Annotated in this window: 9 protein-coding genes; 3 read left to right on the top strand and 6 right to left on the bottom strand. The window is 73.6% G+C overall.

What is annotated here, in order from left to right; translation table 11 throughout:
* Positions 1 to 292 precede the first annotated feature (292 nt).
* Complete coding sequence (gene tyrS / locus Q7T67_RS00555; RefSeq protein WP_304785374.1) at positions 293 to 1,489, bottom strand: tyrosine--tRNA ligase; 1,197 nt, start codon at positions 1,487 to 1,489, stop codon at positions 293 to 295.
* Positions 1,490 to 1,578: 89 nt separating this feature from the next.
* On the opposite strand from tyrS, the gene Q7T67_RS00550 reads away from it, so the two are divergent.
* Entirely contained in the window at positions 1,579 to 4,242 is a 2,664-nt protein-coding gene (locus Q7T67_RS00550) for a transglycosylase domain-containing protein (protein ID WP_304785373.1), read from the top strand.
* Positions 4,243 to 4,248: 6 nt separating this feature from the next.
* Here Q7T67_RS00550 and Q7T67_RS00545 read toward each other — a convergent pair whose 3' ends face one another.
* The 5 genes from Q7T67_RS00545 to Q7T67_RS00525 form a co-directional block, all read right to left on the bottom strand.
* Positions 4,249 to 4,908 carry a DNA-3-methyladenine glycosylase gene (locus tag Q7T67_RS00545; protein WP_304785372.1) on the bottom strand — a complete coding sequence of 220 codons (660 nt, stop codon included), beginning with the start codon at positions 4,906 to 4,908 and terminating at the stop codon, positions 4,249 to 4,251.
* A gap of 9 nt (positions 4,909 to 4,917) precedes the next feature.
* Positions 4,918 to 6,279, bottom strand: coding sequence for an argininosuccinate lyase (gene argH, locus Q7T67_RS00540; protein ID WP_304785371.1), 1,362 nt, complete (start codon positions 6,277 to 6,279; stop codon positions 4,918 to 4,920).
* A 100-nt stretch (positions 6,280 to 6,379) separates the two neighbouring features.
* Entirely contained in the window at positions 6,380 to 7,597 is a 1,218-nt protein-coding gene (locus Q7T67_RS00535) for a DegT/DnrJ/EryC1/StrS aminotransferase family protein (protein ID WP_304785370.1), read from the bottom strand.
* Positions 7,594 to 9,213, bottom strand: a complete 1,620-nt coding sequence (gene cimA / locus Q7T67_RS00530; protein WP_304785369.1) for a citramalate synthase — start codon at positions 9,211 to 9,213, stop codon at positions 7,594 to 7,596. The genes Q7T67_RS00535 and cimA overlap by 4 nt, the downstream gene beginning before the upstream one ends.
* Before the next feature lie 144 nt (positions 9,214 to 9,357).
* Positions 9,358 to 10,296, bottom strand: coding sequence for a branched-chain amino acid transaminase (locus Q7T67_RS00525; protein WP_304785368.1), 939 nt, complete (start codon positions 10,294 to 10,296; stop codon positions 9,358 to 9,360).
* Between the two features lie 258 nt (positions 10,297 to 10,554).
* Here Q7T67_RS00525 and Q7T67_RS00520 point away from each other — a divergent pair, with 258 nt between their 5' ends.
* Positions 10,555 to 10,749 (top strand): hypothetical protein, encoded by a 195-nt coding sequence (locus tag Q7T67_RS00520; protein WP_304785367.1) that lies wholly within the window; start codon positions 10,555 to 10,557, stop codon positions 10,747 to 10,749.
* 153 nt (positions 10,750 to 10,902) lie between these two features.
* Positions 10,903 to 11,889 carry an HAD family acid phosphatase gene (locus Q7T67_RS00515; protein ID WP_304785366.1) on the top strand — a complete coding sequence of 329 codons (987 nt, stop codon included), beginning with the start codon at positions 10,903 to 10,905 and terminating at the stop codon, positions 11,887 to 11,889.
* Positions 11,890 to 11,891: the final 2 nt, after the last annotated feature.

Raw genomic sequence — 11,891 nt, 5'->3', positions numbered from 1 at the left:
GTTCGGCCATCGAACCTGGACGCACACCCCGCTTCCGCGAGACATGCGCATGCTGTTGCGTTTTCAAAGACCGCCACGCCCTACGGACCAGGTGTTCAAACTCTGGAGGCGCACACCAGACCGATGTCCGGTGCGGGCTGGAGACACTAGCACGATCGCCTGGAGCTTGGGACTTCCCGTCTCCGGTGTCCGGCTCGGCGCCGCGCCGTGTTTCCAGCGGCTCGAGAAAGATACAGCTTTTCGAGAACCGTGCGTCGCGACCTTCGTCAGGCCGTCCCGACGGCCTCCGCGGTCAGGCGGTCTGTCCCGCCACGAGACGCGCGAACCGCCGCTTCCCCAGCTGCAGGACGGACCCGTGGAGCTCCGACGCCTCCGCGTCCAGGACGTCCTGCGGCCAGGGCTCGCCGTCGATGCGCACACCTCCCTGCGTGATCGCCCGTCGGCCCTCGGAGCGCGACACCCCGAACGCCGAGGCGATGACCGCCGGCAGGTGCACCTCCCCGGAGTCGGCCACGACGTGCTCGGCGACGTCGTCCGGGATGGCCCGGTCCTTGAAGAGCCGATCGAACGCCTCCTGCGCCCGGTCCCCCTCCCCCTGCCCCGCGAACCGGTCGCACAGCGCGCGCGCCAGCGCCCGCTTGCGCGCACGCGGGTCGTCGGCCGCCGCCCCACCCAGGTCCACACCCAAGAGGTCCGTCCACGAGGCGATCAGCTCGTCGGGGATCCGCATCGTCCGGCCGAAGATCTCCTCCGCCGGCTCCGTGATCCCGATGTGGTTGCCCAGCGACTTGGACATCTTCTTCTCGCCGTCCGTCCCCACGAGCAGCGGCATGGTGATGACCGACTGCTCGGGCCGGCCCTCCGCCCGCTGGACGTCCCTCCCGAAGTAGAGGTTGAAGGTCTGGTCCGTGCCCCCGATCTCGACGTCGGCCTCGATGGCCACGGAGTCGTAGCCCTGCAGCAGGGGGTAGACGAACTCAAGCAGGCTGATCGTGACCCCGCCCGCGTAGCGCTTGGCGAAATCGTCGCGCTCGAGCAGCTGGGCGACCTTCGGGATCCGCGCGAGCGTGAGGAACGCGTCCATCCCCATGTCGAGCCACTCCCCGTTGCGTCGGATCTCCAGGAGCTCGGGCTCGTCCCGGAGCACCCGGAGCGCCTGGTCCTGGTAGGTCCGGGCGTTGCGGTCGATGTCCTCCGTCGTCAACACCGGCCGGGTGGCGGACCGGCCGCTCGGGTCCCCGACGCGCGCGGTGTAGTCGCCGATGATCAGGACGACCCGGTGGCCGAGGTCCTGGAACTCCCGCAGCTTCTGCAGCACGACCACGTGGCCCAGGTGCACGTCGGGCGCCGTCGGATCGATCCCGAGCTTCACCCGGAGCGGGCGTCCCTCCCTCTCGGCGACGGCCATGCGCTCCGCCAACGCCCCCGCGGGCTGGGCGGCCGCCGCGTTGCGGGTCAGGAACGCGGCGTCGGTGCGGGGGTCTGCCATGCGGCCGATGTTAGGATATGCGGACTCTCGTTCCGCGAGCCGAGGGTCGGGCCCCGCCGCCGTACCGCCCGACCCGCCCGCGTACACCCATGATCGAACCGTCCGGACAGCCCGGTGCGCGGCCCTCCGCCGCCCGCCCCGTTCCCGGCGCCACAGCGGCGCCGCCGGTCGTCGACCCGCACGCGCCCTGGTGGGGCGCCGGCGACGCGACGGCCGCGGCACCCGTCGATCCGGTGCGCCGCGCCGCGGCGCCCGCCGCCCCCTCGACCGACGGTGGGGCGGGCGTCTCCGCCGTCCCCGGGCCGTCCGCCGGCCCGCCCGCGGTGCCGGTGCCGCCCGCCGCGAGGATCCCCTCGGCTCCCGTCCCCGGGGCCGTCGCGCTCGCCGGCGGCGGTGGCGGGGACGACGGCGGTGCCGGCCTCCCGCCGACCGGAGGCGGCGGCTCGGGCGCGGGCGACCACGGGCCCCCGCGGCCCCGCCTGCGCTTCCGGTGGGTGCGGCTGCTGCTGCTGCTGGTCCCTCTCGGGGCCCTCGCCGTGGTCTCCACCGTGTTCGGGATGATGATGGCGGTCTCGACGGACCTGCCGGACCTGGACACCGCGAAGGAGTTCCAGACCGCGAAGAACTCCGTCCTCATGGACCGCAACGGCCGACCGATCGGCGTCCTCGCCGACTCGTCGCGCTACATCGTCGCGTCCGACCAGATCAGCACGCCGATGAAGGACGCGGTCGTCGCGATGGAGGACGAGCGCTTCTACAAGAACAGCGGCGTCGACCTGAAGGGCATCGGCCGCGCCGTCGTCCAGGACGTGGTGTCGCAGAGCGCCGCCCAGGGCGCGTCGACGATCACCCAGCAGCTCGTGAAGGTCTCGCTCGAGGCCGAGGACCAGCGCACGGTCTTCCAGAAGCTGCGCGAGGCGGCGCTGGCGTACCACATGACCAAGCAGTGGTCGAAGGCCAAGATCCTCACGACGTACCTCAACCGGATCTACTTCGGCAACGGTGCGTACGGGGTGGAGTCGGCGGCCCGCACGTACTTCGGGTCCGCCCACGACGGGTGCCAGCCGCCGGGCGACCCCTGCGCCGCCGAGCTGACCCCGGCCGAGGCCGCGCTGCTCACCGCCGTCATCGCCTCGCCCAGCCGCTTCGATCCGCTGACCGAGCCCGAGGCCGCGCTGCGTCGGCGCAACACGGTGCTCCTGAAGATGCAGCAGCAGGGCAAGCTCTCGCAGGAAGACTACGAGCTGGCGAAGAACGAGCCGCTGCCCACGCGCGACCAGGTCCAGCCGCCGACGCTCGACGCGACCAACCCCTACTTCGCCTCGTGGGTGAGCGCCCAGCTGATCGACAAGGTCGGCGCGCAACGCACGTACGAGGGCGGCCTGAAGGTCACGACGACCCTGGACGCCGGACTGCAGAAGGCCGCGGAGGCGAGCATCAAGGCGTACCTGACGCGCCCCACCGGACCGCAGGCGTCGATGGTGGTCATCGACAACAAGACCGGCGAGGTCCGGGCGATGGTCGGCGGCCGCGACTACGCGACGAAGCCGTACAACCTGGCCACGCAGGGCCAGCGCCAGCCGGGATCGTCGTTCAAGCCGTTCGTCCTGACCCAGGCGCTGCGCGAGGGCATCTCGCCGCAGAAGGTCTACTCGTCGAAGAAGCAGACGCTGAACGTGCGGGACGAGAACGGTCGGAAGGAGAAGTTCGTCGTCACGAACGACGAGAGCGCCTACTCCGGCCGCTCGACGATCTCGCGCGCGCTGACGTTCTCCGACAACTCGGTCTACGCCCAGCTGGGGCAGGACGTCGGGATCCCGAAGGTCGCCCGCCTGATCACCAGGATGGGCGTCCGGACCCCGGTGTCGAAGAACGCGGCGCTCGCCCTCGGCGCCCCGCGCCGAGGCGTCACGGTGCTCGACCTGGCCCACGCGTACGAGACCTTCGCGACGCGCGGCCTGCGCATCAACGGGACCCTCGGCGGCCCCGGTGGCGGCGCGGTCGGCATCAAGGAGATCCAGGAGCCCGGGCGCAAGACGCGGGTCAACAAGCGCCGCGCCGAGCGCGTCATCTCGACCGACGTCGCCGACACGGCAACGTCGATCATGCGGACGGTCGTCTCGAAGGGCACCGGCCACCGTGCGCAGTACGGCGGCTTCGCGGCGGGCAAGACCGGCACGACCGAGAACAACGTGGACGCCTGGTTCGCCGGCTTCAGCCGCGACCTGACCGTCGTGGTCTGGGTCGGCTATCCCGACTCCGGAAAGCCGATGCAGACGGAGTGGCAGGGCGAGCCCGTCGAGGGCGGCACCTTCCCGGCCGCCATCTGGGGCGACTTCATGGGCCGTGCGAAGACGATCCTCGACGCCCGCGACCCGGACCGCGACAAGCGGACGAAGAACGACGAGGACCTGCCCAAGGAGGGCAAGGAGCCCTCCGTCAGCGCAGCGCCCTCGGGCTCGGGTGGCGACTCGGGGGCCGGCGACGACGGGGACACCGGCTCGGCCGGGACCGGCGGCGCGACCACCGCGGAGCCGAGCACCGGCTCCGGCGGGGGGAGCACGCCCGACCCGGCGCCGGCGACCCCCGCCACGCCGCCGTCCGGCACGGGCTCGGGCAGCGGCACCGGCTCCTCCGGGACCGGCGGGGCCGGCGGCACGTCGGGCACGGGATCCGGCAGCGGTTCCGGGGCCGGCACGGGCGGCTCCGCCGGGACCGGCTCGGGCAGCGGCGGCGCCGTCCCCCTCGAGTAGTCCGGGTCAGCGGCCCCGGCGGCCGCGCGTCATCCCCGGCGGCCACGGCCGGGAGACGTCGGGGCTGGACGCGTCCGCGAAGCGCCACGGCAGCTCCGTCGCGCGCGTGATCCCGATGCGCGGCCCCGCGACCTCCACGACGGGCCGGGCGCCCGGCGCTGCCGCCACGATGCGCAGGTCGCCGGAGGTCAGGTCGGTGCCGTCGTCGGCCAGGCGGACGTCGAGCGCCAGGGTCAGCCGCCCGGGACCCGCCACCAGCTCGCGGTCCGGCCGCCCCGGCCGGCGCTCGCGCATGAGCGCGACGCCGGCGACGGGCTCCACGGCGCGGACGAGGACCGCGGCGGCCGTGCCCTCCGGCTCGCAGACCGCGTTGAGCATGGCGTGGATGCCGTAGGAGCGGTAGACGTACGCCCGGCCCGGCGGTCCGAAGAGCGCGGCGGTCCGTGCCGTCCGGCGGGGCCCCGCGGGTGGCGGCCGCCACGCGTGGCAGGCGCCCTCGGTCTCGTGGTACGCCTCGGTCTCCACGATCCGCCCGGCGGTCGCGCCGTGGACGACGACGCAGCCGAGCAGGTCGCGGGCGACCTCGACGACGGGACGGTCGTAGAACGCCACGGGCAGGGGCGCGGCCGCCGCCCGGTCCTCCCCCGGGTCGCCGTCGTCCTGCACGGGTCCCGCTCAGGCGAGGAGCTCGCGCGCCAGCACGAGCTGCTCCTGGACCCGCGCCTGGGACGTGCCGCCCTGGCTCTGCTTGCGCTCCAGGAGCGACAGCGGCTCGAGGAGGTCGCGGATCCACGGACCGAGGTGCTCGCTCTGGGCGGCGAGCTCGTCGTCGGAGAGCTCCGACAGCGTCCGCTTCGAGTCCACCGCCTCGCGCACCAGGCCACCGACGATCGCGTGGCACTGGCGGAACGGGACGCCGCGCTTGACCAGCTCGTCGGCCAGGTCCGTGGCGGCCAGCAGCTCGTCCGCCGCGGCGGCGGCCATCCGATCGGCGCGGAAGGCGGCGCCGCCGATCATGCCGCCGGCGGCGGCGAGGGCCTGCTCGAGGGTGTCGGCGGCGTCGAAGACGTGCTCCTTGTCCTCCTGCAGGTCCTTGTTGTAGGTCAGCGGCAACGCGTGGATCACGCCGTGCAGCGCCGAGAGGTGCCCGACGATCCGCGGGGCCTTCGCGCGCAGCAGCTCGGCGCAGTCGGGGTTCTTCTTCTGCGGCATGAGCGAGCTGCCAGACGACCAGGCGTCGGGGAGCGTGAGGAAGCCGAACTCCTCGCTCGCCCACTGGACGATCTCCTGACCCAGCCGCGAGAGGTGCGTCGCGCAGGTGGCGGCGGCCCCGAGGTAGTCCAGGGCGAAGTCGCGGTTGGAGACCGCGTCGATGGAGTTGGGGTGGGGCGCGCCGAAGCCGAGCTCGGCCGCCGTCATCCCGCGGTCGGTGTCGAAGTTGACGCCGGCGAGCGCACCGGCGCCCAGCGGCATGCGGCGCAGCGCCTGCTCCTGGGTGAAGCGGAAGCGGGCGCGGTCGCGCTCCAGCATCCACACGTAGGCGAGCAGGTGGTGGGCCAGGTAGACCGGCTGCGCGCGCTGGAGATGGGTGTAGGCCGGCATCGGCCAGTCGGCGTGCGCGGTCGCCACGTCGATCAGGGTCCGCATCAGGCCCTCGATCGCCTCGACCGCCCGACCGGCGGCCTCGCCGGTCCAGAGCGCGAAGTCGGTGGCGACCTGGTCGTTGCGCGAGCGTGCCGTGTGAAGGCGGGCGCCGGGGTCGCCGACGAGCTCCGTCAGGTGGCGCTCGATCGCCATGTGGATGTCCTCGTCCTCCGCACCGAACGGGAACGTGCCGTCGGCGAGCTTCGCCTCGATCGTCTCGAAGCCCGAGAGGATGGCGGTGAGGTCGTCCTCGCCGATGATGCCGCGGGAGGCGAGCATCCGGGCGTGCGCGCGGGAGCCGCGGATGTCCTGCGGCCACATGCGCTGGTCGTAGCCCAGGCTCGTGTTCATCTCCCGGAAGACCGGGTCCTGCGGCTGGGAGAATCGCGACATACCGGCCGCAGTCTATGGAGCCGCGGACCGCGGCCCCGGTCTGCCCCGGCCGGTCGACGGTCGCCCGGAGGACGAGGGCGCGCTCGCCCGACCGGCGCCCTCAGGGAGCGAGGACGGCGGTGAGGTCCTCGACCACGCGCTGCACCTGCGCCTGCGTCATCTCCGGGAAGAACGGCAGCGACAGGCCACGTGCGGCCGCGTCCTCGGCGACCGGGAACTGCCCCTCGCGGAAGCCGAAGCGCTCGCGGTAGAACGCGAAGAGGTGGATCGCCGGCAGGTACGGGCGGGTCTGGATCCCCCGGTCCGCCAGCGCGCGGATCGTGCGGTCGCGGTCGACGCCGTGCGGGACCCGGACGACGTAGACGAACCACGATCGGCGGTTGCCGCCGCGGTCCTCGCAGAGCAGCTCGAGACCCGTCCGGGCCACCAGCGGGGCGAGCGCCTCGCGGTACCAGGCGGCGACGCGGTCGCGGCCCTCGAGCATGTCGTCAAGGCGGTCCAGCTGGGCGAGGCCCAGCGCGCAGTGCAGGTCCGACAGGCGGTAGTTGAAGCCCAGGCGGTCGTGGTCCAGCCACTGCATGTCGGGCGCGCGGCCCTGGTTGCGCTCCGAGTCGATCCGCTGCTTGACCGCGGCGTCGCCCGTCGTGACGAGGCCGCCCTCCCCGGTCGTCAGCTGCTTGTTCGCGTAGAAGGCGAAGATCGTCGAGTGGCCGTGCCCGCCGACCGGGACGCCGTCGGCGTGCACCGCACCGAGGGCCTGGGCGCCGTCCTCGACGATCGGCAGGCCCAGGCGCTCCATCGCCGGCACGTCGGCGGGGTAGCCGAAGATGTGGACGGGGAGCAGTGCCCTCGTCCGGTCGGTCACCGCGGAGGCGACGGCGTCGGGGGTGACGTTCAGCGTCTCGGGATCGACGTCGACGAAGACCGGGGTGGCGCCCTCGAACAGGACCGCGTTGGCCGTCGCGATGAACGAGAACGGGGACGTGACGACCTCGTCCTCCTTCGCGCAGTCCTCGACGCCGACGGCTCGCAGGGCCAGGTGCAGGCCCGCGGTGCCCGAGGAGACGGCGCAGCCGTGGGCGGCACCGACGCGCTGCGCGAACCGCCGCTCGAACTCGGGGACCCGCGGGCCGAGCGACAGGTGCCGGGAGCGCAGGACCTCGAGGACCGCCCGCTCCTCGGCCTCGCCGATGACGGGACGGGCCAGGGGCACCGGCGGGCGCGCGTCCCCGGGGGCCGAGGGGGTGCCGGCGGTGTCCGCCGTGGCGGCCTCCACGTCGGAGGCCGACACGGGGACGGCGTCGCCTGCGGGGCTCACGCCGTGACGCCTCCCGCGGGGGCCGCGGCCGTCGCGCGACGGCCCGACTGCTCGCTGCGGGCCAGGGAGTCCACCAGCGCCTCCCACGACGCGGCGATGAGGTTCTCGTCGACGCCGATGGAGCCCCACGTCTCGTGGCCGTCGGTGGCGTCGATCAGGACGCGCGTCGTGGCGCCGGTCCCCTTCGTCGAGTCGAGGATGCGCACCTTGAAGTCCGCCAGCTCGATGTCCGCCAGGTGCGGGTGCACCTGCCCGATCGCGGAGCGGAGCGCGGCGTCGAGCGCGTGGACCGGGCCGTTGCCCTCGGCGGTGCGGACGAACCGCTCGCCCCCGATCCAGATCTTGATCGTCGCCTCGGTCTCCACCCGGCCGCCGGCCCGCTGCTCGACGATGACCCGCCAGCTCTCCAGCTCGAACAGCGGCTCGTAGGTGCCGGTCTCGCGCCGCATCAGGAGCTCGAACGACCCGTCGGCGGCCTCGAACTGGTACCCGTGGTGCTCGAGCTCCTTGACGCGCTCGATGATCTTCGCGGCCTGGTCGCCGTCGACCTCGACGCCGGCCGCGGCCGCCTTCTCGATGACGGTGCCCTTGCCGGCCAGCTCGGAGACGACGATCTCGCGCGCGTTGCCGACCGCGACCGGATCGACGTGCTCGAAGGTCCGCGCGTCGGCGCGCATCCCCGCGATGTGCAGGCCGCCCTTGTGGGCGAACGCGTTGCGCCCGACGTAGGGCTGCGTCGCCCGCGGGGTGCGGTTGAGCAGCTCGTCGACGAAGTGCGAGGTCTCCGTCAGCCGGGCCAGCCCGCCCTCGGGCAGCGAGTCGATCCCCATCTTCAGCTCGAGGTCGGCGGTGATCGTCGTCAGGTTCGCGTTGCCGGTGCGCTCCCCGATGCCGTTCATCGTGCCCTGGACCTGCGTCGCCCCGGCCTCGACGGCCAGCAGCGAGTTGGCCACGCCGCAGCCGGCGTCGTCGTGGGCGTGGATCGCGACGCGGGCGTGCTCGCCGAGCTCGGCGACGACCTTCGCGACGGCCGCGTGGACCTGCAGCGGGAGCGACGAGCCGTTGGTGTCGCAGAGCGAGAGCGTGTCCGCGCCCGCCTCGACCGCGGCGCGCAGGCAGCGCAGGGCGTAGGCCTCGTCGTCGCGCCACGCGTCGAAGAAGTGCTCCGCGTCGTAGATCACGCGCTTGCCCTCGCCCCGCAGGAACGCGACGGAGTCGGCGATCAGCCGGAGGTTCTCCTCCGGGTCCACGCGGACGACCTTCTCGAGGTGCAGGCCCCACGTCTTGCCGACGATCGTGGTGACGGGGCAGAACGAGTCCACGAGCGTCCGGAGCGCCGGGTCGGCGTCGGCGGCGACGTCGCGGCGGCGCGTCATCCCGAAGGCGGCGATCGTCGCGTGGCGCCAGGTCTCGCGGGAGAGGAGGTCGAAGACCTCGAGCTCCTTCGGGTTGCTCGACGGGAAGCCGGCCTCGATCAGGTGGACGCCGAGGTCGTCGAGCTTCAGGGCGACGCGGAGCTTCTCGTCGGCCGACAGCGTCATCCCCTCGCCCTGCATGCCGTCGCGCAGGGTGGCGTCGTAGAGCTCGAAGGGGCGGGTGGTGGTCGTGCGGGTCATGTCGGGTGCAGTTCGTGTGGGCCGCGGCCGGGACCGGTCGCGGGGTGGGTGCGGACGGTGGCGTGGGGCGCCCGTCCGCTCTGCGCGGCCGGTGCCCCTAGGGAATTCGCCGTCCGGCGATGTGCGCGAACAGCCCCATGTCGCTCAGCGGGCCTGCTCGCGGGCGTCGACCGGGTCCAGCCAGTCCGCGTACCGCTCGTCGCGGCCGTGCAGGGCGTCCTCGAACACGCGCTGGAGCTCGGCGGTGATCGGGCCCATGCCGCCGGCGCCGATGGTGTGGTCGTCGACCTCGCGCACGGGCGTGAGCTCGGCGGCGGTCCCGGTGAGGAAGATCTCGTCGGCCAGGTAGAGCTCGGCGCGGCCGAGGTCGCGCTCGACGAGCTCGTAGCCGAGGTCCTTGGCGATCGTCATGACCGAGCGGCGGTTGATGCCGTCGAGGATCGACGCGGACTGCGGCGGGGTCGCGATGACGCCGTCACGGACGACGAAGATGTTCTCGCCCGACCCCTCGCAGACCATGCCGCGGTCGTCGAGGAGGATGGCCTCCTCGTAGCCGGCCTTCGTGATCTCGATCTTGGCGAGCACCGAGTTCAGGTACTGGCCGGACGCCTTGGCGTGCGGGATCAGCCCCGACGGCGACAGCCGGCGCCACGACGAGACCTTGGCGCGGACGCCCTTGGCCTTGCCCTCGTCGCCGAGGTAGGAGCCCCACTCCCAGCACGCCACGATCACGTCGACGGGCGAGTCCAGCGGGCTGAGGCCCATGGGACCCTCGCCGCGGAACACGAGCGGGCGGATGTAGCACGAGCGCAGCCCGTTGGCCGCGATCGTCTCGAGCGTCGCCTGCCGGATCTCCTCCTGCGAGAACGGGACCGGCATGTAGAAGAGCTCGGACGACTTGAAGAGCCGGTCGACGTGGTCGCGGTGCCGGAAGACCGCCGGACCGTGCGAGGCGGTGTCGTAGCACCGGACGCCCTCGAAGACGCCCGTGCCGTAGTGCAGCGCGTGGGTGAGGACGTGGACCTTCGCGTCGGCCCAGGGGACGAGCTCGCCGTTCTTCCAGATGTAGTCGCCCTGGGGCACCGCGCGCTCCTCGTCGATGGACCGGCGCCCGCGATCGGGCCGCGGGCGGAACGGCGGACTCTACCGGGGCGGTCCCCGTCGACGGTGCCCGCGGCCGGTCCGGCGACGCCGGTCGGGGACGACGGCGAGGACACCCCCCCATCCGTCGCACGGTCCCGCGCGAGACGTAGCCGCGACGGCGCGAGGCGCCTACCGTCAGGTGCAGATGCCGGATCCGGTGCCCGCACCGGCCGTCGAACTCCCGGCGCACGGAGGATCATGAGCACCAGCACGATCGACACCACCACCCGCGACCGCCGCGTCCGCGACACCCTCGCGCAGCAGACCGGCCGGCTCGACGACGTCTTCGTCGACGACGGCCACGCGCCGGATGCGATCCACGCCGACGCGCTCGGCCACTGCCGCGTCTCGGTCCAGGCGACCGTCACCGACGGCCGCCCCGCCGCCGCCTAGCACCTCCTCCCGGTCCCGCCCGTGGCGGCGGGACCTCCTGGGTCGACCATCGACCCGCCCTCGACGGGCCCGGCCACCGGTCGGGCCCGTCGTGCGTCCGCGAGTTGACGGGTCTGTCACCACCGCAGCCGACGGATCCGGGAGGATGACCCGATGCGCCGAGGCCGTTCATCCGCCGTCGTCCTGCTCGCCGTCGCCGGGTTCGGAGCGCCTGCCGCCGCCCACGCCGACCAGGCGCCCGGGCAGTCGAAGACCGCCTACCTGCAGAGCGGCGACTACGCCCGCGACGTCGTGGCCGCCGCCGCGCCCGCGTCCGCCTGGATCGAGCAGCGCGCCGACCAGCTCGACGCGCTGACCGGTGCCTGCCGGGCCTACGGCCTGCCCGTCGGGGCCGCCGGCAAGCCGACCGCCCCGACGATCGCCGAGCCGACCGCCGCCCAGGTCGCCCGGGCGCGCAGCACCGCCCGTGCGTCTACCCGGGCCGCCCGCCGCTCCCGCACGGCCACGGCGAGGAGCCGGCGACTCGCGAGGAAGGCCGGGACGTCGGCGACCGTCCGCCGCAAGGCCCGTGCACGGGCCCGCGTGCTCGCCAGGCGCGCCCGCGTCGCCGCGCGCGCCGCCCGGGTCGCCCAGGCCACGATCACCCCCGCAGTCGCCCGTCCCGCGGCCTCGGACTGCCGCGGCGCCATCCGCCCCGCGGTGGTCTTCGACATCGACGAGACGCTGCTGTCGAACTACATCGGCGTCCCGGGCTCCGATCCCGAGACCGGCTCGGCCGGCCAGTTCCCCGGCGCCCTCAGCGGCACCGGGACGCGCATGCCCGGCGTCTCGGACGCGTACGAGCTGGCCAAGCGACGCGGCTTCTCGATCTTCCTGATCACCGCGCGTCCCGCCCCGCTGCCGGGACTGCGTGAGACCACGGTGCGCAACCTGGCCGCCGCCGGGTACACCGGGTACGCCGGCCTGTCGCTGAAGGCCAACCCCGCGGGGAGCTCGGCCACCTACAAGGCGGGCGAGCGCGCCGCCATCGAGGCCCGGGGCTTCACGGTCGTGGCGAACGTCGGGGACCAGGAGAGCGACCTCGCCGGCGGCCACGCCGAGCGGGCGTTCAAGCTGCCCAACCCGTTCTACACGGGCTGAGC

Source organism: Patulibacter sp., assembly GCF_030655195.1.
Taxonomy (GTDB): domain Bacteria; phylum Actinomycetota; class Thermoleophilia; order Solirubrobacterales; family Solirubrobacteraceae; genus Patulibacter.
The sequence above is the reverse complement of the archived record's forward strand: the minus strand, read 5'-3'. Positions and strand labels throughout refer to the sequence as shown.